General features: G+C 69.1%; 24 protein-coding genes. 13 read left to right on the top strand and 11 right to left on the bottom strand.

The window, feature by feature from the left end:
- Positions 1-4: 4 nt before the first annotated feature.
- Entirely contained in the window at positions 5-622 is a 618-nt protein-coding gene (locus AC1MFL_RS07570; protein WP_479814471.1) for a TetR/AcrR family transcriptional regulator, read from the bottom strand.
- 66 nt (positions 623-688) lie between these two features.
- Here AC1MFL_RS07570 and AC1MFL_RS07575 point away from each other — a divergent pair, with 66 nt between their 5' ends.
- Complete coding sequence (locus tag AC1MFL_RS07575; RefSeq protein WP_479814473.1) at positions 689-1,189, top strand: cupin domain-containing protein; 501 nt, start codon at positions 689-691, stop codon at positions 1,187-1,189.
- Between the two features lie 82 nt (positions 1,190-1,271).
- Here the strand turns inward: AC1MFL_RS07575 and AC1MFL_RS07580 are convergent, their stop codons facing one another.
- The 4 genes from AC1MFL_RS07580 to AC1MFL_RS07595 all read right to left on the bottom strand — a co-directional run bounded on the left by AC1MFL_RS07580 (position 1,272) and on the right by AC1MFL_RS07595 (position 6,110).
- Complete coding sequence (locus AC1MFL_RS07580) at positions 1,272-1,508, bottom strand: hypothetical protein (protein ID WP_479814475.1); 237 nt, start codon at positions 1,506-1,508, stop codon at positions 1,272-1,274.
- 150 nt (positions 1,509-1,658) lie between these two features.
- Entirely contained in the window at positions 1,659-3,251 is a 1,593-nt protein-coding gene (hutH, locus tag AC1MFL_RS07585) for a histidine ammonia-lyase (protein WP_479814477.1), read from the bottom strand.
- 9 nt (positions 3,252-3,260) lie between these two features.
- Positions 3,261-5,012 (bottom strand): urocanate hydratase, encoded by a 1,752-nt coding sequence (locus AC1MFL_RS07590; protein ID WP_479814479.1) that lies wholly within the window; start codon positions 5,010-5,012, stop codon positions 3,261-3,263.
- A 255-nt stretch (positions 5,013-5,267) separates the two neighbouring features.
- Positions 5,268-6,110 (bottom strand): IclR family transcriptional regulator, encoded by an 843-nt coding sequence (locus AC1MFL_RS07595; RefSeq protein WP_479814480.1) that lies wholly within the window; start codon positions 6,108-6,110, stop codon positions 5,268-5,270.
- A gap of 275 nt (positions 6,111-6,385) precedes the next feature.
- Between AC1MFL_RS07595 and AC1MFL_RS07600 the strand changes: the two genes are divergently transcribed.
- Positions 6,386-6,724, top strand: a complete 339-nt coding sequence (locus tag AC1MFL_RS07600; protein WP_479814482.1) for a hypothetical protein — start codon at positions 6,386-6,388, stop codon at positions 6,722-6,724.
- Between the two features lie 178 nt (positions 6,725-6,902).
- Here AC1MFL_RS07600 and AC1MFL_RS07605 read toward each other — a convergent pair whose 3' ends face one another.
- Complete coding sequence (locus AC1MFL_RS07605; protein WP_479814483.1) at positions 6,903-7,871, bottom strand: NAD(P)-dependent alcohol dehydrogenase; 969 nt, start codon at positions 7,869-7,871, stop codon at positions 6,903-6,905.
- A 263-nt stretch (positions 7,872-8,134) separates the two neighbouring features.
- Here AC1MFL_RS07605 and AC1MFL_RS07610 point away from each other — a divergent pair, with 263 nt between their 5' ends.
- The 3 genes from AC1MFL_RS07610 to AC1MFL_RS07620 all read left to right on the top strand — a co-directional run bounded on the left by AC1MFL_RS07610 (position 8,135) and on the right by AC1MFL_RS07620 (position 9,497).
- Entirely contained in the window at positions 8,135-8,788 is a 654-nt protein-coding gene (locus tag AC1MFL_RS07610; protein ID WP_479814485.1) for a LysE family translocator, read from the top strand.
- A gap of 260 nt (positions 8,789-9,048) precedes the next feature.
- Complete coding sequence (locus AC1MFL_RS07615; RefSeq protein ID WP_479814487.1) at positions 9,049-9,240, top strand: hypothetical protein; 192 nt, start codon at positions 9,049-9,051, stop codon at positions 9,238-9,240.
- Positions 9,241-9,257: 17 nt separating this feature from the next.
- Complete coding sequence (locus tag AC1MFL_RS07620; protein WP_479814489.1) at positions 9,258-9,497, top strand: helix-turn-helix domain-containing protein; 240 nt, start codon at positions 9,258-9,260, stop codon at positions 9,495-9,497.
- An 11-nt stretch (positions 9,498-9,508) separates the two neighbouring features.
- On the opposite strand, the gene AC1MFL_RS07625 is transcribed toward AC1MFL_RS07620, so the two are convergent.
- The gene (locus tag AC1MFL_RS07625) at positions 9,509-10,258 is read right to left on the bottom strand and encodes a 3-hydroxybutyrate dehydrogenase (protein WP_479814490.1); all 750 of its coding nucleotides are present in this window, start codon (positions 10,256-10,258) and stop codon (positions 9,509-9,511) included.
- Positions 10,259-10,399: 141 nt separating this feature from the next.
- On the opposite strand from AC1MFL_RS07625, the gene AC1MFL_RS07630 reads away from it, so the two are divergent.
- Positions 10,400-11,308, top strand: coding sequence for a LysR family transcriptional regulator (locus tag AC1MFL_RS07630; RefSeq protein WP_479814491.1), 909 nt, complete (start codon positions 10,400-10,402; stop codon positions 11,306-11,308).
- Here the strand turns inward: AC1MFL_RS07630 and AC1MFL_RS07635 are convergent.
- Positions 11,294-12,199, bottom strand: coding sequence for a spermidine synthase (locus tag AC1MFL_RS07635; protein ID WP_479814492.1), 906 nt, complete (start codon positions 12,197-12,199; stop codon positions 11,294-11,296). The genes AC1MFL_RS07630 and AC1MFL_RS07635 overlap by 15 nt on opposite strands.
- A gap of 355 nt (positions 12,200-12,554) precedes the next feature.
- Here AC1MFL_RS07635 and AC1MFL_RS07640 point away from each other — a divergent pair, with 355 nt between their 5' ends.
- The 6 genes from AC1MFL_RS07640 (at position 12,555) to AC1MFL_RS07665 (ending at position 17,819) form a co-directional block, all read left to right on the top strand.
- The gene (locus AC1MFL_RS07640; RefSeq protein ID WP_479814494.1) at positions 12,555-13,430 is read left to right on the top strand and encodes a hypothetical protein; all 876 of its coding nucleotides are present in this window, start codon (positions 12,555-12,557) and stop codon (positions 13,428-13,430) included.
- Complete coding sequence (locus AC1MFL_RS07645; RefSeq protein WP_479814496.1) at positions 13,427-13,840, top strand: phage holin family protein; 414 nt, start codon at positions 13,427-13,429, stop codon at positions 13,838-13,840. The genes AC1MFL_RS07640 and AC1MFL_RS07645 overlap by 4 nt, the downstream gene beginning before the upstream one ends.
- Positions 13,841-13,858: 18 nt before the next feature.
- The gene (locus AC1MFL_RS07650; protein WP_479814498.1) at positions 13,859-14,467 is read left to right on the top strand and encodes a DUF3618 domain-containing protein; all 609 of its coding nucleotides are present in this window, start codon (positions 13,859-13,861) and stop codon (positions 14,465-14,467) included.
- An 82-nt stretch (positions 14,468-14,549) separates the two neighbouring features.
- Positions 14,550-15,716: a YihY/virulence factor BrkB family protein gene (locus AC1MFL_RS07655; RefSeq protein WP_479814500.1), complete on the top strand. Its 1,167-nt coding sequence runs from the start codon at positions 14,550-14,552 to the stop codon at positions 15,714-15,716.
- Between the two features lie 74 nt (positions 15,717-15,790).
- Positions 15,791-16,750 carry a universal stress protein gene (locus AC1MFL_RS07660; RefSeq protein WP_479814502.1) on the top strand — a complete coding sequence of 320 codons (960 nt, stop codon included), beginning with the start codon at positions 15,791-15,793 and terminating at the stop codon, positions 16,748-16,750.
- A 61-nt stretch (positions 16,751-16,811) separates the two neighbouring features.
- Positions 16,812-17,819 carry a zinc-dependent alcohol dehydrogenase family protein gene (locus AC1MFL_RS07665; RefSeq protein ID WP_479814504.1) on the top strand — a complete coding sequence of 336 codons (1,008 nt, stop codon included), beginning with the start codon at positions 16,812-16,814 and terminating at the stop codon, positions 17,817-17,819.
- A gap of 22 nt (positions 17,820-17,841) precedes the next feature.
- On the opposite strand, the gene AC1MFL_RS07670 is transcribed toward AC1MFL_RS07665, so the two are convergent.
- Together AC1MFL_RS07670 and AC1MFL_RS07675 are read right to left on the bottom strand one after the other, a co-directional pair.
- A complete protein-coding gene (locus tag AC1MFL_RS07670; protein WP_479814505.1) occupies positions 17,842-21,015 on the bottom strand; it encodes an HAD family hydrolase in 3,174 nt (1,057 codons plus the stop codon).
- 85 nt (positions 21,016-21,100) lie between these two features.
- Positions 21,101-22,078, bottom strand: a complete 978-nt coding sequence (locus AC1MFL_RS07675; protein WP_479814506.1) for a polysaccharide deacetylase family protein — start codon at positions 22,076-22,078, stop codon at positions 21,101-21,103.
- Between the two features lie 387 nt (positions 22,079-22,465).
- On the opposite strand from AC1MFL_RS07675, the gene AC1MFL_RS07680 reads away from it, so the two are divergent.
- Positions 22,466-24,388, top strand: a complete 1,923-nt coding sequence (locus tag AC1MFL_RS07680) for a heavy metal translocating P-type ATPase (protein ID WP_479814508.1) — start codon at positions 22,466-22,468, stop codon at positions 24,386-24,388.
- Here the strand turns inward: AC1MFL_RS07680 and ppsA are convergent.
- On the bottom strand, positions 24,336-26,726 hold the full coding sequence (ppsA, locus tag AC1MFL_RS07685) for a phosphoenolpyruvate synthase (RefSeq protein WP_479814510.1): 2,391 nt from the start codon (positions 26,724-26,726) through the stop codon (positions 24,336-24,338). The two genes, AC1MFL_RS07680 and ppsA, sit on opposite strands and share 53 nt — an antisense overlap.
- Positions 26,727-26,802 lie beyond the last annotated feature (76 nt).

Genomic DNA, 26,802 nt, shown 5'->3' on the forward strand with positions numbered 1-26,802 from the left:
CGCGTCAGCGCTGGACTCCCGGCGGGGGCCCGGACGCGAGGGCCTGGTGGAGCAGCGCCCGCGCGGACCAGCGCATCGACGCCATGGCCTGCTCCCGCGAGAGTCCGCCGATATCGGTCAGCCAGACGAGGGCTTCGATCCCGGTCGCGCTGCGCACGGCCAGGGCCAGGGCACGGATCTCGGGCGCGGAGAACCTGTCCCGGAGGGGAGTGAGGGCTTCCTCGATCCAGGCGATCGCCCGGCCCTGGCGCAGCGGGAGTGCCGGCTCCGCCGGGTCCGGGTCCAGGGAGAGCCGCAGCATCGTGCGCTGCTGGGCTTCGGTGTTGACGATCAGCTGAGTGAATTCCCGGACGACGGCGTCCAGCCGCGCCTCCGGGTCCTCCGGCGCGTCGGCCGGCAGCAGCGACTTCCTGGCAGTTTCCGGGTGGGCTGCCGCGAGGAGCTCCCGCTGCCCCGGGAAGTAGCGGTAGGCGGTGCTCCGCGCGACGCCGGCCGCTGCGGCCGTGCTGTCCACCGTCGGGGTCTCCCCCGCCGCGACCGCATCCCGGGCGGCCGCCACCAGTGCCTCGAGGGTGCGGCGCTTCTGGCCGGTGCGGCCGGCAGCCTGATAGGGGGTTGACATGGACCTTATGGTACATCAGTCTTGTTATGGGACAAGTGTCCCATAAGCAATCGAAGAGGCGATCCCATGGAAACGGTCAGCAGCCCTGCAGCCATCATCCGCGCGGAAGGACAGGGCGAGAACCGCTGGTTCTTCGGCGGCGGCGTCCACACCTGGAAGGCGAGGGCGGCCGAGACCGGCGGCGCTTTCCTGTTGTTTGAGGACCAGATGGACGGCGGCAAGATGACGCCGCTGCACACGCACCCCGATTCGGACGAGTCCATGTACATCCTCGAGGGCGAAATCATCATGCACATGGATGGTGTCGAACACCGGATCGGAGCCGGGGGCCTGGCCGTGGCGCCGCGGGGCGTTCCGCACGCCTTTATGGTGGTTTCCGATTCCGCGCGGATGCTCTGCCTGCACACCCCCGGCTGCTGCGAGGCCTTCTACTGGGACGCGAGCACACCACTCGCCGACGGCGATCCCGCCGGGGCCGGCCCCGTGGACTTCGGCAAGGTGCAGGAGTCCGCGCGCCGGAACGGCGGAATCGAACTGCTGGGGCCGCCGCCGTTTGCTCCGCGCTGACAAAGCGGTGCCGCCAACTGGCACCGGAACGCAGAAAGTCCCCGCCGGCCTGGGCAGGGACTTTCTGGTGGGACCGGTGCGGCTAACTGCGCCGCACCTGCACGCCGTCGGATTTCAGGAAGAGCTCGGTCTCGGACGGTGCCGTCGGCACCAGCCACAGGACATTGCCGCTCAACGAGACTTCTTCGACTTCGCCGGCCGCCAAAACCTGCGCATGCTTGAGGATTTCGACCGGATCGCCGGCCTTCAGGCTCCGCCAGTCGGAAACCGTGGTGGTGGACGCCAGGCGTCCGGACATAACCGTCCCGCGTGCTTTCATGAACTTTTACCCCTTTGTATATGTTCTTTGTCACAACTTCATTGGTGTGACGTTCCATTTCTACTACAGTTGCCGGGCCTCCGCTGGCCATGTTGCCGACTATTTCCCGGGCGCCGGAAATTGTTCAGCAAAATTGCATTTTGTTTTCCCTCAGGCCAGAATTCCGACGGCGGATTCGGCCGCCGCCCGGATTGTTCCGGCGGCGACAAGGGCGTCCGCCGCTTCCAGTTCCGGTGAGAGGAACCGGTCCGTGCCCGGACCGTCGACGACGTCGCGCAGGGCGGCGATCACGGCGGTGCCGGCGGGCCCGGGGGTCAGCTCGCCGCCGGAGAGCTGGGTGCGGATGTCCAGCGCCCGCGCCGAGGTCACGAGTTCGATCGCCAGGACGCGTCGCATGTTTTCCACCGCGCGGCGGAGCTTGCGGGCCGCGTGCCAGCCCATCGACACATGGTCCTCCTGCATCGCGGAGCTCGGGATCGAGTCCACCGACGCCGGGACAGCCAGCCGCTTGTTGTCCGAGACCAGCCCGGCCTGGGTGTACTGGGCGATCATCAGGCCGGAGTCGACGCCCGGGTCCGCGGCCAGGAAGGCCGGCAGCCCGTGCGAGCGGGCCGGATCCAGCATGCGGTCGGTCCGGCGCTCGGCGATGGAGCTCAGGTCCGCGACGGCGATCGCCAGGAAGTCCAGCACGTAGGCGACCGGGGCGCCGTGGAAGTTGCCGTTGGAGCTGACCCGGCCATCCGGCAGGACCACCGGGTTGTCGATCGCGGCGGCCAGCTCGCGGGCGGCGACCGTCGCGGCGTGGTCCACGGTGTCGCGGACGGCGCCGGCCACCTGGGGGGCGCAGCGCAGCGAGTACGCATCCTGGACCTTGGTGTCGTTGATCCGGTGCGAGGCCACGATCGGGGAATTGGACAGGACGCGGAGCATGTTGTCCGCGGAGGCGGCCTGGCCCGGGTGCGGGCGGAGCGCCGCGTGCAGCTCGGGCAGGAACACCTGGTCGGTGCCGAGCAGTGCCTCGACGCTCAGCGCGGCGGTGATGTCCGCCGTCGTGAGCAGCTGGCGGATGTCCGCAACGGCCATCAGCAGCATGCCCAGCATGCCCTCGGTGCCGTTGACGAGGGCCAGGCCTTCCTTTTCGGCCAGGGTGACGGGTTCGATCCCGTGCGCGGCGAGGAGTTCGGCGACGGGGCGTCCGCCCTTGGCGCCGTAAAGCTCACCATCGGGCCCTGTTGCTTCGCCTTCGCCCATCAGGACGAGGGCGCAGTGCGAGAGGGGTGCGAGGTCGCCGGAGCAGCCCAGCGAGCCGAATTCGCGGACCACCGGGGTGATGCCGGCGTTCAGCACGTCCACCAAGGTCTGCAGCACGACCGGACGGACGCCGGTGCGGCCGGAGGCGAGGGTCTTGGCGCGCAGGAACATGATGCCGCGGACCACTTCGCGTTCCACGGCCGGGCCCATGCCGGCGGCGTGGCTGCGGATCAGGGACTTCTGCAGCTGGGTGCGCAGCTCTTCGGGGATGTGCCGGTTGGCCAGCGCCCCGAAGCCGGTGGAAATGCCGTAGGCCGGGACCTCGCTGTGGGCGAGGGCGTCGATGTGGGCCCGGACCTTGGCGACGGCGTCGAGGGCTTCCTGTGAAATGGTCACCCGGGCGTCGTGGCGGGCGACGGCGACGACGTCCTCGGGGGTGACGCCGCTGGAGCCGAGGTTGACGGTGAGCGGTGAGTGCGTGGTGAGAGTCATGGTGAAGTCCTAGTTCTTGTCTGCTGCGGAGTCTGCGGGCTCGGGGGCCACTTGCGAGGTTAGGGAGGCCGTGGGGAGCATGGGGATGCGGACGCCGCGTTCCTTGGCGACTTCAACGGCGCGGTCGTAGCCGGCGTCGACGTGGCGGATGACACCCATCCCGGGGTCGTTGGTGAGCAGGCGTTCGAGTTTCTGCGCGGCAAGGTCGGTGCCGTCGGCGACCGAAACCTGGCCGGCGTGGATGGAGCGGCCGATGCCGACGCCGCCGCCGTGGTGGATGGAGACCCAGGTGGCGCCGGAGGCGGTGTTGAGCAGGGCGTTGAGCAGCGGCCAGTCGGCCACGGCGTCCGAGCCGTCGGCCATGGCCTCGGTCTCGCGGTACGGCGAGGCGACGGAGCCGGAGTCGAGGTGGTCGCGGCCGATCACGATGGGCGCCTTGACCTTGCCGTCCCTGACCAGTTGGTTGAACAGCAGCCCGGCCTTGGCGCGGTCGCCGTAGCCCAGCCAGCAGATCCGGGCCGGCAGGCCCTCGAACTCGACGCGCTCGGCGGCGGCGTCGATCCAGCGGTGCAGGTGCTTGTTGTCGGGAAACAGTTCCTTGATGGCCTTGTCCGTGACGGCGATGTCCTCCGGGTCGCCGGAGAGCGCCACCCAGCGGAACGGGCCGAGGCCCTCGCAGAACAGCGGCCGGATGTACGCCGGGACGAATCCGGGGAACTCGAAGGCGCGGTTGTAGCCGCCCTTGCGGGCCTCGTCCCGGATGGAGTTGCCGTAGTCGAACACCTCGGCGCCGGCGTCCTGGAACTCGACCATGGCCTGGACGTGCTTGGCCATCGAGGCCTGGGCCTTTTTGGTGAAGCCCTCCGGGTCGGCGGCGGCCTCGCGGTGCCATTCCGCGACGGTGATGCCTTCGGGCAGGTAGCTCAGTGGATCGTGTGCGGAGGTCTGGTCGGTGACGATGTCGACGGTAAGCTCCCCGGCGTTGTGCCGGCGGAGGATTTCGGGGAAGACGGTGGCGGCGTTGCCGACGTAGCCCACGGACCAGCCGCGGCGTTCTTCCTTGGCCTTCATGACCTTGGCGATGGCGGTGTCGAGGTCGGTTTCGACCTCGTCGAGGTAGCGCTTGCCGAGGCGGCGGCGCAGGTGGCTTTCGTCGACGTCGACGATCAGGCAGGCGCCGTCGTTGAGGGTGACGGCGAGCGGCTGGGCCCCGCCCATGCCGCCGCAGCCCCCGGTGAGGGTCAGGGTGCCGGCAAGGGTGCCGTTCTCGTCCCCGGTGAGCTTGCGGGCGATCGCGGCGAACGTCTCGAACGTGCCTTGGAGGATGCCCTGGGTGCCGATGTAGATCCAGGACCCGGCGGTCATCTGCCCGTACATCATCAGGCCCTCGGCCTCGAGCCGGCGGAATTCGGGCCAGTTGGCCCAGTCGCCGACGAGGTTGGAGTTGGCCAGCAGCACGCGCGGCGCCCACTCGTTGGTGCGGAACACGCCGACGGGCTTGCCGGACTGGACCAGCAGGGTCTCGTCCTTTTCCATGGTCTCCAGCGTGCGGGTGATCGCGTCGAACGCCGCCCAGGACCGGACGGCGCGGCCGGTGCCGCCGTAGACGACGAGGTCATCGGGGCGTTCGGCGACCTCGGGGTCCAGGTTGTTCATGAGCATGCGCAGCGGTGCTTCCGTCTGCCAGCTCTTGGCGGTGAGCACGGTGCCGCGGGCTGCTTTGACCGGGCGGGCACCGGTGGTGAAATCGGCGGGTGCCATGAGGGGCTCCTTCGTGTACTGGTTGGTCAAGCAAGGGCTTGAGGGAAATGAGGTCCTGTATCAACTAAAGCCTGTCGGCGGCCCCGGAAACAGGGCCTGCCGGCGGGTGCTGTCCGGGATTCCAGACGCGCCCGCAGCCTCCCCTCCCCCCTCCCCCCACGTTGCGCTGTCACTTCCGGTTGCCAAAACGCGCCGGTGGGCACCATAAGTGATAGCGCAACCGGGGGGACGCCGGGGGAGGCGGGGGGTGGCCGGTCAGTTGGGCTGGGGCCGGCCGTGGATCCGGACCGAGAGTTCGTCCGCGACCTTCTGCACCCGGGCGGCCAGGGCGGGCCATTCCTCCGCCGGCAGCTTGTCCTCCAGGAAGGTCACGGCGACGGCGGCAGTCGGCCAGCCCACGTGGTCGGTGACCGCGGCGGCAATCGAGCCGAAGCCCGGCGTGACCTCCCCGTGTTCGGTGGCGTAGCCGCGCTGCCGGACCTGGTCCAGATGCGAGGACAGCGCCGAATACTTCATGATCGGCGACTCCGTCTCGTGCCGGGCAGTGAAAGCCGCCGCGTTCGGGTACAGCGCCCGGACCTGCGACTTCGGCAGCGCCGCGAGGATGGCCCGCCCGCTCGCGGTGAGGTGGCTCGGCAGCCGCACGCCGACGTCGGTCACCAGCGAGGGGCGGTTCTTGGCCCGCTCCTCAACGATGTAGAGCACATCGCGGCCGTGCAGCACGGCGAGGTGTGCACTTTCGCCGATCACATCCACCAGCGAGGCGAGCATCGGCCGGCCCAGGCGGGAGAGCGGCTCCTGCCGCGAATACGCCGAGCTGAGCTCGAAGGCGCTGATCCCCAGCCCGTAGCGCTGCTCCTCGTGCAGGTGCAGCACAAAGCCGTTGGCCTCCATCACGCCAAGCAGGTGATAAACGCTGGAGCGCGGCAGCCCCAGCGCGGTGGCAATGTTCGACGCCGCCATCGGCCCCCGCTTCGAGGCCAGCAGCTTGAGGATGCGCAGGGTGTTTTCCGCCGCCGGCACCTTGGAGGCCACCTTGGCCGGGGTGGCTTTGGGCGCCGCTGCGGCGGCCGGCGGGGTGGTGCTGGTGGCAGGCATCGATCCTCTTCAAATAGCGCGTGTCCGGTATCCCGTACTTAAGCATGCGCCCGGTCCGGCGTCACGGACAGCCCGGGCCGCCCCGCAATGTCTGGAATACCGGACAATTGCCCCGGTCTTTCCCTGGCTTCCGCCGCCGGAAGCGGAAATGCTTCTGCGGCGGAGGCGGAAACGGCCCAGCCCGGGGGGGCTTCCGCCCCTTGCCGCACCACAGCGGCGGTGCTTGCATGGACGCGTCGGCCGGGAAACCAGGCTGGGACGCAAGGAGGGCCGCCATGCGCTGGATTGCGGGGTTGTTCGTGATTGCCCACGGCCTGGTGCATCTGGCCATCTGGCTGCCGAAGCCGGACGAGAAGGCGCCGTTCGACGTCGGCCATTCGCCGTTTGCCGGCGACGTCCGCCGGCTGGCGTCCGTGCTGGCGATGGCAGCCGCCGTGATACTCGGGCTGGGCGGCCTGGGACTGATCGGGGGCGCATCCTGGTGGATTCCGGTGACGGTCGCAGGCGCCCTCGTCTCGGCCGGACTGCTGCTCCTGACCTTCAACCGCTGGTGGCTTATCGGGCTCGGGATCAACGTCGCGATCATTGTCCTTGCGCTGCAGCAGGCCGGCTGAGCCCATGGCGAGGTCGCCCTGCGCGACAACGCCGCCTACCTGGCGGACCGTGACCGGCTGGCCGGCGGCGGGTCCGCACAGTGCGAACCCGCGAAGGGCCCCCGCGCCGGTGTCCGGGACGGCCCCCGGGACGGCCGATCGCCCGGCCGGCGCCCGAGCCGGCGTGCGCACGGCCGCCTCAGACCGTCACGACCACCTTGCCGCGGGCGCGGCCCTCGTGCATGTACCGGATGGCTTCCGGAGCGTCGCCCAGCGGATAGCTCCTATCGATGACGGGTGTGACGGAGCCGGCGTCGATGAGCTGGGCGAGAAAACGAAGGTCCTCCTGCCGCTCCGCTGCCATCAGGCCCTTGAGCTTCTGGCCACCGAAAAGGGACAGTATCGGGGCCCGGAGGGAGCGCTCAAATCCCCCGGTCCATCGGCCGCCGCCTTCGCCTCCAACGATCACCAGGGTTCCCCGGGGCTTAAGCGCCCGCCGCAGGACCGAGAGAGGCCGGTTGCCGGCCGTGTCCAGAATGAGGTCGAATTGCCTCGCCCCGTCTGCGAAGTCGTCGTGTTTGTAATCGATGACATGATCGGCGCCGATTGACCGGACCAGCTCCAGCTTCCCGGTGCTGCACACTCCGGTGACCTGCGCTCCGAGCGCCTTGGCGAGCTGAACGGCAAAGGAGCCCACCCCGCCGCCGGCGCCAATGATCAGGACGTCCTGCCCGGGCTGGAGCCGGCCGCTGTCACGGAGGCCCTGCAGCGCCGTGGTGGCGGAGATGGGAACGACGGCGGCCTGCTCGAAGCTGGCGCCCACCGGCTTCAGGGCGATCCTGGCTTCCTTGGCGCACACAAATTCGGCGAAGGTTCCCTCGGCCGTCCCGAAGACCTCATCCCCCGGACGGAACCCGACGACGTTCCGCCCCACCGCCTCCACCCGGCCCGCGACTTCCCGGCCGCGGATCGGGTTCCTGGGTGCCTTGAGCCCAAAGAAAGCACGCGTCAGATACGGCAATCCGGTCATGAGGTGCCAGACCCCCTGCTCGACGCCGGCCGCACGCACCCGGATCAGCACGTCGTCGTCGCCGGGCACCGGAGTGCCGACGTCGCGCAGCTCCAGCACATCCGCAGAGCCGTACACGTCCTGGACGATGGCTTTCATGATGCATCACCTTTACTGTCGGATGGAGTTTCAGGCCCGGGTCGGTTCTACCACGCCCGCAAGCCCATCCGTTAGGACCACGCCCCCCTGCGCGGTGCGGGTCTGTCTGAAATCGATGACACCGGACGGCGCTGTGGGTCCGCGGCCACGGCCGGGTCCGGTCCGAACCGCCGATGACACCTCGCGGCTCCCCCGGATTCCGGCAGGAGCGTAGGGGCGCCGGCGGCACTGCCGGCGGCTGCCCGGCGGAGTTAAACTCAGTTATGGTCCCCGCTCCCAACCTGCTGGCCTTTGCCCTCGCGGCCCTCCTCCTGATCGCGGTTCCTGGCCCCAGCGTGCTTTTCGTGATCGGACGGACGCTCGCCCTGGGACGCAGGGGAGGGCTTCTGAGCGTGCTGGGCAACGCCGCCGGGGAGCTGCTGCAGATCGCCGCGGTGGCGCTGGGGGTGGGAGTCGTGCTGGCCCAGTCCGTAATGCTCTTCAGCTTGGTCAAGTTCACCGGTGCGGCCTATCTCATCTACCTTGGGATCCAGGCCGTCCGGCACCGCGGCCAGTTCCCGACGGCGGCAAGGGAACCGCGCCCGGCGACGGCCTGGCAGATCCTGCGCCAAGGATTCATCGTCGGGGCCACCAACCCCAAATCGATTGTCTTCTTCGTCGCCGTGCTGCCCCAGTTCGCGGACTACTCGGCCGGCGGCATTCCGCTGCAGCTCGCAACGCTGGGTGCCCTGTTCCTCGCGATCGCGCTGGCCTCGGACAGCGGCTGGGCCCTGATCGCGGGGACGGCGCGGCACTGGTTTGCCAACTCGCCCCGTCGGATCGCCGCGCTGGGCACGACCGGCGGCATGATGATGGTTGCACTCGGGGGGACGCTTGCCTTCGTCGGAAACGGCGCGGAACCTCCGTCCGGCAAGTAGTCCGCGGTGCCTCCCAAGTGGTGCCCGGTCCAGCAGGGGTAGAACGTTACTCGTGTGACGAAAGGGGCTGGCGGCTACAGTTGCTTCACGGCGGTATCGGAACGGCCGGGGACACTGGCTGGGGAGCCCTCCCAAGGCTGGTCCGGAACCGCCCACAGTCCGAGTGGCACAGTTCCGAAGGAGTGGTTCCGATGGGGTCCCCAGTATCTCCGCAGGCACAACACCAGCGACGCCGCATGGCCCGCCTACTCTCGAACACGGTGAGCCTCGTCAGAACGCCGCGGGTCCCGTTCCGGGTGGGCGAAGTGTTGATTGGGGATGATCCATTCAACGGCCGGCACCTCGGCACGGTGGCAGTGATCGAGACCCCCTTCGTTGGCATCCGGACAGCCGGCAGCAGCCCCGGGCGCGTCGTCTTCTACGACTACCGGCAACTCCGGTACCCAGAATAGTGGACGGGCCCGAAGACATGAGCTCAGCGAATGTGTCCTCCCATTTCCTGACCATCGCGGAAGTCGCCGCTGCAATGCGGGTGTCCAAGATGACCGTCTACCGGCTGGTGAAAGCGCACGCCATCGCGGCCGTCCGGGTGGGCCGTTCGTTCCGGGTTCCCGAGGAAGCTGTCAACGACTACATCCGCCGCTCCACCGAGCCGGCCACCCAGGACCAGGACCACCAGGACCAGGGCGACGACAAGCCAAGCGATTGATCAGCGGCTGGTCACCGTGCGGACCAGCCGCCGTCCATCGTGTAGCTAGCGCCGGTGACCATGCCGGCATCGCCGGAGGCCAGCCAGGCCACCAGTGAAGCGACCTCCTCCGGCTCGACGAGGCGCTTCACGGCGGCCTCGGTCAGCATGATCTTGCTGAGCACCTCGAATTCCGGGATCCCGTGCACTTTGGCCTGGTCCGCGATCTGGGACTCGACCAGCGGTGTCCGGACGTAGCCGGGGTTAATGCAGTTGGACGTGACGCCGTGCGCGCCGCCCTCCAGGGCCGTGACTTTGCTCAGGCCTTCCAGGCCATGCTTGGCCGAGACGTAGGCACTCTTGAACGGCGAGGCGCGGAGTCCGTGCACGGATGACAGATTGATGATCCGGCCGAAGTTGTTCGCGTACATGTGCGGCAGCGCGGCGCGGATGAGCAGGAACGGCGCTTCCAGCATCAGCGTGATGATGCGGCGGAAGTCGGCCGGGTCGAACTCCTCGATCGGGCTGATCCGCTGGATGCCCGCGTTGTTGACGAGGATGTCGCAGTCCAGGCTGACGGTCTCGAGTGACTCGACGTCGAGCAGGTTGACCGCCCAGGAGGTGCCGCCGACCTCGTCGGCGAGTGCTGCCGCCGCGGCCTCATCCACATCCGCGATCACCACCTTGGCACCCCGGGCCGCGAGCGCGCGCACGCTGGCCGCGCCGATTCCGCCGGCTCCGCCGGTCACCAGGGCCTTGCGCCCGTTCAAGCTGCTCTCCATGTCTGCACTCCTCGAGTTCGCGGTCGTCAACAGCCCAGAGGAGGTGCGATGCACAGCACTGAGCAACTCCACTGAGTATTGCCGCACAAAGTTGGCGATTCAATGGTCAAAGCGGCACCCCGTATGTGCAGAATTGCAGATATGAACGCAAACCCGGATGACCTCCTTGTGCTCCTGGCCGTGTCCCGCTCCGCGAAGTTCACTACGGCCGCGCAATCCCTGGGGCTCAACCACACCACTGTGTCGCGCCGGATAGCGGCGCTGGAGAAGGCCCTGGGCGGGCGGGTATTGTCCCGCGCCTCGGGCGGCTGGGAGCTCACGGAACTGGGTGAGGAAGCCGTGCAAGTGGCCGAACGGGTTGAAGCCGCGATCCGGACCCTCGAAGAGCCGGGCCGGGTCCCGGACCCGATCGCCGGCGTCGTTCGGATGACTGCAACGGACGGCTTCAGCGCCTACATCGCAGCCCCCGCGGTGGCCAGGCTGCGCCGGGACCACCCCGGCCTCAGCGTCGAGATCATCACCGTGACGCGGCGGGCGCTCCAACAGCGTTCCGGACTGGACATCGAAGTGGTGGTTGGTGAACCGCAGGTGCACCGGGCCGCTGCGGCCCGGCTCGGCGAATACATGCTGGGCATGTATGCCTCCCGCGATTACCTGGCCGAGTACGGCACCCCCACAACTGTCGAGGAACTGACCACCCATTCGCTGGTCTACTTCGTGGATTCCATGCTTCAGGTGGACGATCTGGATGCCCCGCGCCGTCTGGTGCCGACCATGCGGGACGGCCTGAGTTCCACCAATGTCTTCGTCCACGTGGAGGCGACCCGCGCCGGCGCCGGGATCGGTTTCCTGCCGTGCTTCGCGGCGGACCTGCATCCGGACCTTGTCAGGCTGCTGCCGGAGGAGTTCGCCGAACTGCTGCCCTACTGGATGGTGCTGCGGCCCGACTCCATGCGACGCCCCGCCGTCGCGGCAGTGGTGCAGGCCCTGCGCGAACAGACGAAGGCCCACCGCGAGGCACTCCTGGGTTGGGGTTCAGCCCGCGGGTAGAACCTCCGGGTCATGGCGGACCGGGGCACCGGCAGCAAAGGCCCGGACCTTGGCGTCATTCCAGATGTGGGCGGGGACGCCGCCGCCCAGTAGGCGCCGCGCCAGCCCGGGGTCGTCGTCGAACGGGATGTCGCTGCCGGCCATGATCATGTTCCCGTAGCGCCGGCCCTTAAGCATGGCCGGATCCGCGATGATCACGGTGTGCTTGAAAGCGTCCGCGATGGTGGCGGCATCCTCGCGGGCGTTCCTCAGGTCCGGCGCGTCACCGGAATTCACCACGTATATCCCCCCGGGAGCCAGGACGCGCTTGGCGTGCTCGTTGAACTCCCTCGTGGTCAGCGGCCGCGGCGTCAGCGAGCCCGCAAAAACGTCGCGGATGATCAGGTCCCGGGTCTGCGGGGTCAGGCTTTCAGTCACCTCGCGGGCCTCCCCCACGCGCAGGCGCATCAGCGGCGCCTTTGGCAGGTCAAACCAGCCTCGGACGTATTCCGCCAGCTTGCCGTCGAGTTCCACAACCACCTGGCGGGCCTCCGGGTAGGCGGCGTGGAAGTAGCGCGCCAGTGAGCATGCCCCGCCGCCAAGGTGCAGGGCGCGCAGCTTCGGCCTGGATTCCCGCGGCCAGCGCGACTCCACCAGGGCCGAGATCCAGCGCATGTACTCGAAGTCGAGGAACAACGGATCCGCCAGGTCGATGTGCGAACTCATTACACCGTTGATCCGCAGCAGCCAGCCGTTGGAGTTGTCCTGGTCAGCGATCAGCTCGCAGTCACCGGTGTCGATGTAGTAGACGCCCTCCACTGGCCCCTCGGGACGGCTGCCCTTCGGCAGATCCACCACTCCGGCGGTCCTTTCGGTGGCGCTCCGGCTGGCAGCCCTGCCCCGCTTCGCCATCAGCCACCGACCGTTTTGTTCATGTTTCAAGCCTAGTTCACCGGCCGGGCGGGCTTCACCCGCAGCTGGGCCTTGGCACCGGGGCTCGAGCGGCGCGGGCCTGCGTCGTTCGCGTCGCGCGGGCAGATCAGGGCGCACCGGCGTCGCGCATCCGCCCTGACCTGCCCACCGGGTGAAGGCCGGGCGGCTGGCGTGCAGTGGGGCCCAGCCGCCGACACGTGAGCTGGCCCGTCGGAAGTAATCGCCGAAAAAAATAAAGCCAAGGGTACTTACTATCTTTAGTAATCATGCTTACTATTAACTCTCCAGTTATTGCTGGTTGTGATCAGCAGCCGATCTTGAAAAGAGAGCGAAGATGACAGAGAACACATGGCCCCAGGACGGAAGCTACGGCACGCCCACGGCCACCCAGCAGACTCCCCTCCGGCCGGCAACCACGTTCCCGCCGACACCGAACGGCGGCGCCCACGGCGCTTCCACCATCTCCCCCGACGGCGGGTCCTCAAAGACCGACGCAGCCAAGGATGAGGCAGCCGACGTGACGCGCCAGGCCGCGGATTCCGCCCAGAACGTGGCCGAGACGGCCAAGACCGAAGTCGCCAATGTGGCGGCGGAGGTCAAGACGAACGCCCGCGATCTGCTGCACCAGGCGAAATCCGACCTCACCGACCAGGCCGGCACGCAGCAGCAGAAGGTCGCCGAGGGTCTGCGCTCCATTTCCACGGAACTGCACACCATGGCCGCAGCCTCCGATCAGCCCGGAGTTGCCACCGACCTCGTGCGCCAGGCCGCCGAGCGGTCTTCCGCCGTCGCCGGCTGGCTGGACGGCCGCGATCCCGGTTCGCTGCTGACCGAAGTGAAATCCTTCGCCCGCCAGCGCCCTGGCACGTTCCTGCTGCTCGCGGCCGGAGCCGGCATCCTGGCAGGGCGGCTCAGCCGCAGCCTCAGCGCAGGCGCCCCGGAGCCCACACCCGCCGCAACCGCCGGCACAGGCATGCCGACCACCCGGGTCCCCGACACCGGAATGGCCGTTCCGCCGCCGCCGGTGCAGATGCCGGCCCCGGAAACCACGACCGCGGGCTTCGTGGACACCTACCCGCCCAATCCGCTCGACGCCGACCCGCTGGCCGGCGGCAACCGGCAGGACCGCTGGGAATCTGAGCCCGTGGTGACCGACCCGCTCCGGCAGGACCCGTTCCGCGATGACCCGTTTGACGGCGGCCGTCGATGACCAGCGAAATGCCCCAGACCGCCGCGCACGCCAAGGCCGAAACCTCGTCCCTTGGCGATCTCCTGGGCGAGGTCACGCGGGACATGTCCACCCTGATGCGGCAGGAAGTCGAACTGGCGAAGGTCGAGCTCAAGCAGTCCGCGACCCGCGCCGGTAAGGGCGGCGGAATGCTCGCCGGCGCCGGAGTCGCAGGCCACTTCGTCCTGCTGTTCCTGTCCCTGGCGCTCTGGTGGGCGCTCGGGAACGTTATGGGGATGGGATGGTCAGGTGTCGTTGTCGCCATCATCTGGGGAATCGTCGCCGCAGTTCTGGCCGCCATGGGCCGCAAGGAACTCAACGCGATCAAGGGCATGCCCCAGACCGCAGAGACGCTTCAGGAAATCCCGCCCACGCTCAAGCCCACCCCCTAAATACAGCGAGGAAACACGATGAGTGAAAACCCGGATGTCATCCGAGCAGATATCGAAGCAACCCGCGCGCGGCTGGGCACGAATGTCGATGCCGTAGCGGACAAGGTCACCCCGTCCCACATCGTCCAGCGGCAAACCGACAGAGTCAAAGAAAACGTGAAAGACGCCGTTTTTGGAGTGAAGGAGAAAGTCATGGGAGCTGCCGACCACACCGCCGGCAATGTCCACTCGGCCACCGGCAGTGCCGGGTCGCACCTCAGCGACGCCGGGGCAGCTATCGGGGATGCCCCCACGCAGGTCAAGGTGAAGACACGGGGGAACCCGCTGGCGGCAGGTCTGATTGCATTCGGGGCCGGCATGCTGGTCTCCTCCCTGATTCCTGCCAGCCAGAAGGAACGCGAAGCCGCAGATTCCCTGAAGACTGCTGCCGAGCCGCTCACGACGGAACTCACGGAGGCCGCCAAGCACGTGGCTGAAGGACTCAGGGAGCCCGCCCAGGCTGCGGTGGAGAACGTCAAGGCCACAGCCACGGTCGCCACCGAGCACGTCAAGGCCGAAGGCCAGGGCGCCGTGGCGGGCGTCAAGGATCGGACCGTCGAGGCCAAGGACAACGTCCAGCAGGTCTGATCCCGTTCGAACCCGGCCGGCCGTCCTGCGCTCACGCGCCGGACGGCCGGCCGTTGCACTTAACCCCAAAGGAAGAATTCCCATGGCCAAGAACCCCGCCCCGGCAGACACCACCGCCGACGCCGAAACCCAGGAAAGCAGCACCGCCAAGGCCCGCACGGCCCCCGACCCGGACGATTCCCGCAAGCCGGACAGCCCCACCGAGGTGACCAAGCCGTCCTGGAAGTACATCGCCAGAAAGACGCTGCGCGAATTCACCAAGGACCAGTGCCCGGACCTCGCTGCGGCCCTGACCTACTACTCCGTACTCTCCATTTTCCCGGCCCTGCTGGCCCTCGTGTCCCTGCTGGGCATCTTCGGGCAGGCCGGGAAGACCACGGCCGCGCTCCTGGACATTGTCCAGGGCTTCGCGCCCGCAGAAACGGTCGATGCCATCCGCCAACCGGTCGAGCAGCTCAGTAACTCCTCCGCTGCCGGGCTCACGCTGGTGCTCGGCATCCTCACCGCCCTCTGGTCCGCGTCCGGCTACGTCGGGGCATTTGGCCGGGCCATGAACCGGATCTACGAAATCGACGAAGGCCGGCCGTTCATCAAACTGCGCGGCACCATGCTCGCCGTCACCATCGCCACCGTGCTGATCGTCCTGCTACTGGCCGCCATGCTGGTCCTGAGCGGGCCGGTGGCCGAGGCCGTCGGCAACGCCATCGGTCTGGGCGGGACTGTCCTCGTTGTCTGGAACATCGCCAAGTGGCCCGTCATCCTGCTGCTCGTGGTGCTCGCGATCGCCATCCTGTACTACGCCACGCCCAATGTGAAGCAGCCCAGGTTCCGCTGGATGAGCCTTGGCTCCTTCATTGCCCTGGCGGTCTTCCTGCTGTCCTCCGTGGCCTTCGCGTTCTACGTAGCCAACTTCAGCAGCTACAACAAGACCTATGGCACGATCGGCGGCGTCATCATCTCGCTGCTGTGGCTCTGGATCCTGAACATGTCGCTGCTCTTCGGCGCCGAATTCGACGCCGAAATGGAACGCGGCCGCCAGCTCCAGACCGGCATCGAAGCCGAGGAAACCATCCAGCTGCCGCCCCGCGACACCAAACAGAGCGACAAGCTGCAGGCCCGTGAGGAGGAAGACATCCAGCGCGGCCGCGAACTGCGTGAGCGGAGCGGCGAAGCTGACGCGGGAGCCGCGGCGCGCTCCGGGCGGACTCAGGACGCGGATCCGCGCAACCCGCGGGACCAAAGCCCCTAGCCCTTTCCTGCCCGCCGCGTTCTACTGGGGGCAAAGTACCGCCCGGAGGCGGACACAGCTGACGGGGAGGACGAATGACGGCACCCGCGGCAGGGCCCGAACGCACCACGGTAGCCGTGGGCTACGACGGGTCAGAGGCAGCGAAAGAGGCCGTCCGGTGGGCCGCGCAGTACGCAGCCGCCGGACATTACCGCCTCCGCGTGGTCCATGCCTGGGTCTGGCCGATGTTCACCAAGAAGCTCGGCCCGGTCAAAGGCGTGGAAGGCAGCGGACTGCGGCACTCAGCCGAGGCGATCCTTGCCGAAGGCGTCGACCTGGCACGCGCGGCCCTCGCGGCTGCTCGAACCCCGGGCGCAACCACGGCTCCGGAGGCCGCACCCGCCGGACCCGGGCCCGCACCCGAGGCCGCCCCCGCCGGACCCGCGGCCGGAACCGGGCCCGACGTCGAGGGCGTCATGGAAACAGGGCTCCCGGCGGCGGTGCTGCGCGACGCAGCGCAGGATGCACGCCTGCTGGTGGTCAGCAGCCGCGGGCTCGGCGGCGTGCTGGGGCAGCTAGCCGGGTCGGTCTGTCTCGACCTGGCCGGTTCCTCCCCGTGTCCGCTGATGGTGATCCGCCGGCTGCGCGGTCCCGGGGAAGCGGCGGGCCCCGTCGTGGTGGGCATCGACGGGACGTCCCGGAGCTCCGCGGCGCTGGCCGGCGCCGCACGGCTGGCGGGAGTGCTCGGCACAACCCTGCAGATCGTCACCATAGACCAGAGCCGTGGCGGAACCCGTGAAATGCATGGACGGCACGGCCCGATGCAGGGCCAGGAACTCCTGGACCACGCGCTGGAGGAGGCCCGGAACCTTGCCCCGCATCTGTCGATCTCAGTCGTCTTGCGGGAAGGCCACGCGGCGTCCAAAGAACTGCTGGCGGCCGCCGGCGGGGCCGAGGTACTGGTCATTGGAACCCACAACCGTGAGGGAGGCCCGGGCAACACCGTCACGGCCGTCCTGAACAAGGCGCGCTGCAATGTCCTGATAACGCGCTGACCCGCTCCACCGGAGCACCGCCTTCAGGGGGAGCTGGAGGTCCTAGCAGAGGAGGACACCCGTGCGAGCCTGGCGGGTCGGACAACCCGGGCCGATGAAGAGCGGCCCGCTCGTGGCAGGCGAGTGCCCGGACCCCCGGCCGGGCCCCGGCGAGGTGCTGTTGCGGGTCCACGTGTGCGGAGTCTGCCGGACCGACCTGCACCTGGCCGAGGGCGACCTCCGCCCGCGGCGCCCCGGCGTCATCCCCGGCCACGAGGTCGTCGGCGACGTCATTGCGTGCGGATCCCGCGCCACGCGGTTCTCCCCCGGAGAACGGATCGGGGTCGCTTGGCTCGGCAGGACCTGCGGCTCCTGCCGCTTCTGCCTGCGCGGAGCGGAGAACCTGTGCCTGACCCCCGTGTTCACGGGCTGGGACCGTGACGGCGGCTACGCCGAACTCATCACGGTGTCCGAGAACTTCGCCTACCGGCTACCGTCAAACTTCTCGGACGAGGAGGCCGCCCCCCTGCTCTGCGCAGGGATCATCGGTTACCGCGCGCTCTCCCGGGCCGAGCTGCCCATCGGCGGACGGCTGGGGATCTACGGCTTCGGCGGATCCGCCCATCTGGCCGCACAGATCGCACTGTTCCAGGGCGCGCGAGTGTACGTCATGACGCGGTCTGCGGAAGCGCGCGCCCTGGCCCTCGAGCTGGGCGCAACCTTTGCCGGCGGCGCCGATGAGCAACCGCCGGATCCGCTGGACTCCGCCATCCTCTTCGCTCCGGCCGGCACCCTGGTACCGGCGGCCCTGCGTGCCCTGGACCGGGGCGGCACCCTCGCCGTCGCCGGCATCCACCTCAGCGACATCCCGCCGCTGCACTACGCCACGGAGCTGTTCCAGGAACGCCAGCTGCGCAGTGTCACCGCCAACACCCGGGCCGACGGCGAGGAGTTCTTCCGCATCGCCGCGGAGATCCCGCTGCGCCCCACCACGGTCTCCTATCCGTTCTCGGCCGCGGACCAGGCGCTGCTGGACCTGTCGGAGGACCGGGTCACGGGCGCGGCCGTGCTCCGGATGGACGCCCCGTAGCCGGCGCTGGGCGCCGGCGGGTTCAGTCGTCCTGCCGCAGGAACACATGGTCCTGGCCGGCCCGGAGCAGCACCCGCCGGGTACCTACCCGCACCAGCACCGGGGCGGCGTCGCCCGGGGCCGCCGACACCGACAGCCGGTCGCGTTCCAGATGGACGGCGAGCATCTGGTCCCGGTAGCGGACCTGGAAGCGCACGCGGCTGAGCTCGACCGGCAGCCGGGGAGCGAAGTCGAGGGCATCGCGGGTGATCCGCAGCCCGGCGAAGCTGCGCTGGACGACGTCGATCGTCCCGGCCATCGCGCCCAGATGGATGCCGGAACTGGTGGTTCCACCCTGGGTGTCATCCAGGTCCGCGTCCAGGGCCTCACGGAACACCGCCCACGCCCGCTCGGGATCCCGCTGCGCCAATACCGATGCGTGGGCCACCCGGCTGAGCGTGGAGCCGTGCGCCGTCCTGGCCAGGTAGAAGTCCACCGTCGCGGCCATCTGCGCTGAGGTGACCGTGTAGCCCATCCGGGCCAGGAACGCGATGAGCTGGTCCTCGCCCAGGACGTACAGCAGCATCAGGACGTCGGCCTGCTTGGCCAGCCGGTAGTGGTTCGCACTGTCCCCCTCCGCTTCCAGGATCAGGTCCAGTCGCTCGATAAGCCCGTAGGTCCGGCGGTAGTGCTTCCAGTCGAGTTCCCGGAGCGCGCTGTAGCCGTCGAACTGGCTGATGACGCCGTCGTCGTGGAACGGAACGAACATGCGGCGGCTGAGGTGTTCCCAGGCCTCGATTTCGGCGGCAGTGACCAGCAGCCGGACACGCAGTTCGTCCATGTCGAACCCCCGGACCGAGTGCATGATCCAGACGGCCTGGTCGAACACCCAGGCCGCCATGATGTTGGTGTAGGCGTTGTCGTTCAGTCCGCCGCCGGGGTCGCCAGGGTTTCCGGTGTGGTATTCATCCGGACCCATGACGCCGCGGAGGTGGAAGCGGTCCTCTTCCGGGTCCCACTCCGCCATCGATGCGAACAACCGGGCGACGTCGACGATGATTTCCGCACCGTGCTCGGTCAGCCACCCGCGGTCCTGGGTGGCCTCGAAGTACTGCCAGGCGTTGTAGGCGACGGCGAGGCCGACATGACGCTGGAGCCGGGAATGGTCCTGCATCCAGTGCCCGGACCGCCGGTTGAACAGCAGCCGCGGCGTCTGTTCCGTGCCGTCGCTGCCGCTCTGCCAGGGGAACATCGCCCCTTTCAGCCCCGCGGCCCGGGCCGCGTCCCGCGCCGCGCCAAGCCGCCGCCACCGGTAATCGACCAGCTCCCGCGCGACGGACGGCAGCCTGGAGTTCAGCAGCGGAAGAACGAAGAGTTCATCCCAGAAGACGTGTCCCCGGTAGCCCTCGCCGTGCAGCCCGCGGGCCGGCACGCCCGCGTCCAGTTCCGCGGTGTGGGTGGTGAGTGCCTGCAGCAGATGAAAGACGTGCAGGTTCAGGATGAGCTGCGCCTGCGAGCCGTCGTCGAGCTCGATGACGAAGGGTTTGAGCAGGATCGCCCACGCGGCCTCGTGCTCGGCCTGCAGCGCCCCGAAACTGCCCGGGGCCCGGGCCAGGGCGGTCCGGGCCGCCGTCAGCGGGGCGGCGATGGCGTGGTCGCGCGAGGAAGCCACGGCCACGGTCTTGAGAACCGTCAGCGGCTCCCCCGCAGCCACGGAAATCTCGAAGCGGTGCGAGTGCAGCCCGCCCAGCACTTCGGGGACTGCCGCACCCTGCGGCCCGCCGGGCGCGCAGACTTCCGTCCGGAGCGCCAGGGCAATCCCGATCCCGCTGGTGACGGTCCGGACTTCCACGGTGAGGCCGGCGACCCCGGGGCCGGGCTCGGAGGCGGCAACCTCCACGGACCCCAGATGCCGGCTGGACAGCGCCGCGTCCTCGGGGACGTTGGAGTTAGTGACGTCCGTGTCGCAGCCGCTGCGGATGCTGACGCCGCCGTCCCAGCCGACAGCCGTGATGACGGTTTCCAGGGCGGCCAGGTTCGGCGTTGCCATCGACACGAGGCGGCGCTGCAGCAGCTGGAGCCGCCGGCCGTCGCTGTCCTCCAGCAGCGCCTCGCGGGTGAGCACCGCACGCTTCAGGTCCAGGGTGCGCCGCTCGCTGCGGAGGGCAAGGCCGCCCTCGGACCACCACGCGCCGTCGCCGATCCGGAGGTCCAGCGGCAGCCAGTCCGGGATGTTGACCATGTGCTCGTCGACCGTTTCCTGGTCCATCACCACACTGCGCAGGCTGTTGTAGACGCCGGCCAGATAGCTGCCCGGATAGTGCACCGCGCCGGCGCGGTGTTCGGGGGCGGCGCCGCGGGTGGCCAGGTACCCGTTGCCCAGGGTGGTGAGGGCCTCACGGTGGCCCTCGTGCGCCGGGTCAAAGCCCTCATAGACCAGCAGCCACGGGTGCGTGATGACGAGCCCGATGTCCAGCTGGCTGACATCTTCGACGACGACGTCGGCGCCCGCCGCTTCCAGCGGATCCCGGCGCCCGGCCCGGTCGATCCCCACGACCAGCCCGAAACCGCCGCGCCGGCCTGCCTCCACGCCGGTCACTGATTCCTCGATGACCATCGCCCGGGCGGGCGCGATCTCGAGCCTGCGCACCGCTTCCAGGGGCAGGGCGGGGGCCGGTTTGCCCGCGACGCCGCGGTCCAGGGCCGTCTGCCCGTCGATGATGTGGTCGAAGACGTCCCCGAGCCCGGCGGCGGAGAGCAGCGCGCCCGCGTTCCGGGCCGAGGTGGCAAGCACCACAGGAATCCGGCCCGCCTTCAGCCGGCCGAGCAGGTCGGCGGTGCCGGGGAAGGCCCGGACCGGGTTGTCGCTGAGCAGCTTTTCGAACACTTCGTGGTGGCGGGCCGCGAGCCCGAAAGCGGTCCAGTCCCCGGAGCCGTCCGACGGTCCGCCGACCGGGATGGCACCGCCGCGGGATTCGAGAAAGGTTATCACCGCGTCCTCCCAGGTCCGGCCCGCGACCAGGTCCTTGTAGTCCTCGGTGCTGAACGGGTCCCGGCGGGTCCCGGCAGGAAGCCGCGGGTCCTGGAGGACTTCGTCGAAGAGTTGCTTCCAGGCCGCCGCGCGAAGCTCCACCGTGTCCGTGACCACGCCGTCAAGGTCGAAGATCACCGCATCGACGGGCGCCAGGGCTGCGGCAAGGGTGGGCGACTCCGTCATGCCCTAGTCGTATCAGGCATTCGGGCGCCGCGACAGTGGCGGCCCTGCGCAATGTCCGGCCGGTCCGGGATTCGAAGGGCGGACATCAGCGCAGCAGCGCGTCGAGGGTGGTGAAGCCGTAGCCGGCCTGGCGGATCCGTTCGATCATCCCGGGGAGGGCGTCGGCGTCGAGGGTGGTCCGGTCATCGGGGTTGGAGCCGATGTGCATCAGCACAATCTCCCCCGGCCGAAGCCCGGCGAGCACCCGGTCCGCCACGATTTGCGCGGTGATGCCTCCGCTGCTGCCCTTCCAGCCCAGGGTGTCCACGCTCCAGCGGACGGGAAGGTAGCCGTAGGCGTTGACGGCGGCGATGGTCCGGGCGTCGCGTTCGCCGAAGGGGAAGCGGAACAGCGGCCGCGGATCCCCGCCGCCGGCCCGGATGGCCTGCTCGGCCCCCGACAGTTGCTGCCCGATCGCGGCGTCCGAGAGCCCGGTGAAGCCCGGATGTGTCATCGAATGGTTGCCCAGCCGGTGGCCACCCGCGACGATCCCGGCGACCCCTGCAGGGTTGGCGGCGGCCCAGTTGCCGGTCAGGAAGAAAGTGCCGCGGACGCCGGTGGCGGCGAGGGTCTGCAGGATGCTCGGCAGCCCTGCCGCGTTGGCTCCGGCGTCGAACGTCAGCGCCACCACTGCCCCGGCCCCCGGGATCACCTCGACGTCACGTCCGGCGAGGGCGGCGGGGAACGGGACGGCGGGTGCCGGGGCCGGCGGTTCCGGAGCGGGCGGTTCCGGAGCGGGGCGTGCTGGGGCCGGGACGGTCGGTGCCGGCCCGGCCGGAACCGTTTCGCTGGGGTTCGGGACCGGGGTGTCCGACGGCGGCACACCCGGCGCCGGGCTGTCCGACGGGCCGGCCGTGGCCGGGCCCGACGCCGAGGAGGGCGCCGGGACCGTCGTCGACGCCGTCGGGCCTGCCGACGGCGGGCCTGCCGAAAAGACGACCGCCAGCACCACGGCGGCGGCCAGCAACAGCACCGCGGCCGCGGCAGGCAGCCAGCGGCGCCGGTCGGAAAAGATCGACCACATGCTTCACTGTGGCACCACCGGCCACAGTCGAACTAGGGCTGAAGTGCCCAGTATCCGCCAACCCCCAAGCAACGCGGGGTCAGATCGCGCCCATGACGACCCCTGGGATGGGCGCGGTCTGACCCCGCGTTGTTAGGCTGAGGCGGAGGGGGCTGCCGCCCCAACATGCGGGCCGGTCAGGCCTGGACGGTCCTGCCCCGCCCCGCTCCAGCGTCTCACGCCCGCGCGGGGGCCGCCCGCCGTTGACCGCGCAACCTGTGCGCCGGGCCGCCCACCAGCGGTGCCCGCGTAATCTGGCCCCGGGCTGCCCTCCCTGAGAGGGCGCCGCAGTAGGATGAAATAGTGAAAGACGCGTAAAGATAACGCGAATGCTAAGGCAGGATATCCGTGAAACTTTTGCTCCGGTATCCGCTTGTTGCGGGCACAATCGCTGCCCTGCTCGCGGTGCTCATACTGCTACTGTCCGGGCAGCCCTTGATTGCCCAGCTCGCGGCCAGCGCCTATGCCCTGGCGGTGGCCGTCTACCTGGGCGTTGGCATGGTCCGGCGCCTGATCGACGGCCAATGGGGCATCGATATCCTGGCCGTCACCGCGATCGTCAGCACCGTGCTGGTGGGCGAGTTCATCGCCTCCATGATCATTGTCCTGATGATGGCCGGCGGCACAGCACTCGAGGACTATGCGGCCGGCCGGGCCAAGAAGGAACTGACTTCCCTGCTGGAGCGCGTCCCGCAGACGGCCCACCGGGAGCGCGGCGGCAACCATGAGGACGGCCAGCACGAGGATGTTGCCGCCACCGCTGTCGAGATCGGTGACATCCTGCTGGTGCGGCCGGGTGAAGTGGTGCCGCTGGACGGCGTCCTGCTCTCTGAGTCCGGCAGTTTCGACGAGTCCTCGCTCACCGGGGAGAGCCTTCCGGTGGAGCGGGTGGCCGGAGACGGGCTGATGAGCGGCTCCCTTAACGGCGAGGCCGCGGTCCGGATGCAGGTCACGGCCCGGATGGAGGATTCGCAGTACAGCCGCATCGTCGCCCTGGTCAAGGAAGCCTCAGAGAGCAAAGCGCCGATGGTGCGGCTCGCTGACCGGTACGCCGTTCCGTTCACGGCCCTCGCCTACATTCTTGGCGCGGTCGGCTGGATCGTCAGCGGCAGCCCGGCCCGGTTCGCGGAAGTGCTGGTGGTGGCCACCCCGTGCCCGCTGCTGATCGCCGCCCCCGTGGCTTTCCTGGGCGGCATGAGCCGCGCCGCCCGGGGAGGCATCATCGTCAAATACGCCGGTGTCCTGGAACAACTGAGCCGGATCAAAACGGTCGCCTTCGACAAGACCGGCACACTGACTTATGGCCGCCCCGCCCTCGTCGGGGTCCGGGCGTCGGGGTCTTTCACCGAGGACGAGGTGCTCGGGCTGGCGGCCTCCGCCGAACAGTATTCCTCCCATGTGCTTGCCGCCTCGGTGATGGACGCCGCGCGGACCCGCGGGCTGGTCTTCGAATCCGCCACGGAGGCCACCGAATTCGCCACCCACGGCGTCCGGGCGCGCTTCGACGGCCGCGACGTGGTGGTCGGCAAGCCCAATTTCGTGGCGGAATCGGCCGTCGGCGTCGAGGAAACGGAGCTGGCCAGCGGCGAACTCGGCATCTACGTGGGCGTGGCCGGCAAATTCGCCGGGTCCCTCGTCATGAGCGACCCGATCCGCCGGGAAACCCGCCGCACCCTGGCAGAGCTCCAGGAACTCGGCGTCACGGAGACGGTCATGCTGACCGGCGATGCGCTCGGCACCGCCCAGCACATCGCGGCCGAGGCCGGGCTCACGGATGTCCGCGCCGAGTGCCTGCCGCCGGACAAGGTCGAAGCCGTCCGGTCCCTGCCGCTGCGCCCGGTCATGATGGTCGGCGACGGCGTCAACGACGCCCCCGTCCTGGCCGTCGCCGACGTCGGGATCGCGATGGGGGCGCGCGGCTCGACGGCGGCCGGCGAGTCGGCCGACGTCGTGATCATCCTCGACGACTTGTCCAAGGTGGCCTCCGCCGTGCGGGTGGGCCAGCGCACCGTCAAGGTGGCGCTGCAGAGCATCTGGATCGGGATCGCGCTGAGTGTGGCGCTGATGGTCGCTGCCGCGGCCGGCTACATCCCGGCGATCGCCGGCGCCCTCTCCCAGGAACTCGTGGACCTGGCCACCATCCTCAATGCGCTGCGCGCGCTCAGCCCGGGAAAGCGGGCCGGAACCAGGGCGCCGGGGCAGAAGGCTGCCGGCGGGGCTACCGGGCCGCAGCCTGTTTCTCGGCTTCCGCGATCCGCGGAACGGTCCTGAGGTAGCTGTCCGGGTTCAGGGAGATCGAGTCGATGCCCTCGCCGACCAGGAACGCCGCGAACTCGGGGTGGTTGCTGGGGCCCTGGCCGCAGATGCCGATCTTGATCCCGGCGGCGTGGGCCTTGCGGATGGCCTCGCTGATCATCGCCATGACGGCCTCGTCCCGCTCATCGAAGAGTGAGGCGAGGTGCGCCGAATCCCGATCCACGCCCAGGACCAGCTGGGTGAGGTCGTTGGAGCCGATGGAGAAGCCGTCGAAACGGGTGGCGAACTTTTCGGCGAGGACAACGTTGGACGGGATCTCACACATCATGTAGACCTGCAGTCCGTTCTCACCCCGGACCAGGCCGTTCTCCGCCATCACAGCCAGCACGTGGTCCGCTTCCTGCGGGGTCCGGCAGAACGGGACCATCACGATGATATTGCCGAACCCGAGCTTTTCCCGGACCCGTTTGAGGGCCACACACTCCAGCGCGAAGCCCTCGCGGTAGCGCTCGTCGTAGTAGCGGGAGGCGCCGCGGAAGCCGAGCATGGGGTTCTCCTCCGGCTCCTCGAAGGCCGAACCGCCGATCAGGTGCGCGTACTCGTTGGTCTTGAAGTCGCTGAGCCGGACGATCACCGGCCGCGGGTGGTAGGGCGCGGCGATCTTGGCGATGCCGAGGGCCAGGGCGTCCACGAAGTAGTCCTTCGGGTCTGCGTAGCCGCTGGTCAGGGCGCGGATCTGCTCGGCTTCCCCGGGATCGGTGACCCGCTCGGGGTGGACCAGCGCCATCGGGTGGACCCGGATCAGGGTGCTGATGATGAATTCCATCCGGGCCAGCCCGACGCCGTCTGCCGGCAGCCGCCACCATTGGAACGCGGCCGCGGGGCTGGCGATGTTGACCATGACTTTGGTGCGCGTCTCCGGCAGCTCCCCGAGGTCCACCTCCTCGGTTTCAAACGCGAGGCTGCCCCGGTACACGCGGCCTTCATCGCCCTCGGCGCATGAGATCGTCACGGCCAGGCCCTCCGCCAGGACGGTGGTGGCGTTGCCGGTGCCGACGACGGCGGGGACCCCGAGTTCGCGGCTCACGATGGCCGCGTGGCTGGTGGGGCCGCCGTGGTCGGTCACGATGCCGGCCGCCCGCTTCATGATGGGAACCCAGTCCGGGTCGGTCATCTCGGTGACGAGGATGGCGCCGTCGCGGAAGTTTTCGATGTCCGCCGCGCTCCTGATCACACACGCCGTGCCCTGCGCGATGGAGTCGCCGATCGCGGCGCCGCGCGCCAGCACGGTGCCGGTTTCCAGCAGGTGGTGCAGGATGAACCGGGAGCCCGACTTCCGCGACTGGACCGTCTCCGGCCGGGCCTGGACCATAAACAGCTCCCCGGTCACGCCGTCTTTGGCCCATTCCATGTCCATTGCCCGGGCGTAGTGCTCCTCGACGCTCACGGCCCAGCGCGCCAGCGCGAGGATCTCGGCGTCGTCCAGGACAAACGCGCGGCGTTCGGCCTCCGAGGTGTCCACCATCTTCGTGCGTGCGTGGCCGCCCCGGCTGTAAACCATTTTCCGGTCCTTGGAACCGAGGGTCTTTTCGATGATCGGCGTGAACTCCGGCTCCGCCAGGAGCGGCTTGAACACGAGGTATTTGTCCGGGTTGATGGTCCCCTGGACCACGGTTTCGCCCAGGCCCCAGGCGGCGCTGACCACGGCCACGCGGGGGAAGCCGGAGTCCGTGTCGATGGAGAACATCACGCCGGAGGCCCCGACGTCGGAGCGCACCATCCGCTGCACCCCGATCGAGAGCGCGACGTCGAGGTGGTCAAAACCCTTGACCTCGCGGTAGCTGATGGCCCGGTCGGTGAACAGCGAGGCGTAGCAGCGGCGGCAGGCGTCCAGGAGTTCGCGTTCCCCGGCGATGTTCAGGAACGTCTCCTGCTGCCCGGCGAAGCTCGCGTCGGGCAGGTCCTCGGCGGTGGCGCTGCTGCGGACCGCGACCGAGAGCCGCTCCAGTCCGGCGCGCTGCCCCAGTTCCCGGTAGTGCGCGCGGATGGACGCTGCGATGTCCTCGGGGAATTCACTGTCCAGGAACAGCTCCCGGATGGCTTCCCCGGTGGCGCGCAGCGAGGTTTCGCCGGAACGGTAGGCCTTGATCCGCGAGCGCATCGCGGATTCGATCCCGTTGGCCTCGATGAACCGGCGGTACGCATCCGCGGTGGTGGCAAAGCCGTCCGGCACCCGCACGCCTTGGGCTTTGAGGGACTGGATGAGTTCGCCGAGGGAGGCATTCTTGCCGCCCACCTGCGGGACATCGCCCATCCCGATCTCTTCAAACCACAGCACCGTGGATTCAGCCATGTCGCAGCTCCTGCTTTCGGCAATAGGAAGGAACGCACCGGACACGGTGGTTACCGCCCGGAGCCCGGCGCCTCTG

Source organism: Arthrobacter sp. BG3 (assembly GCF_056680185.1).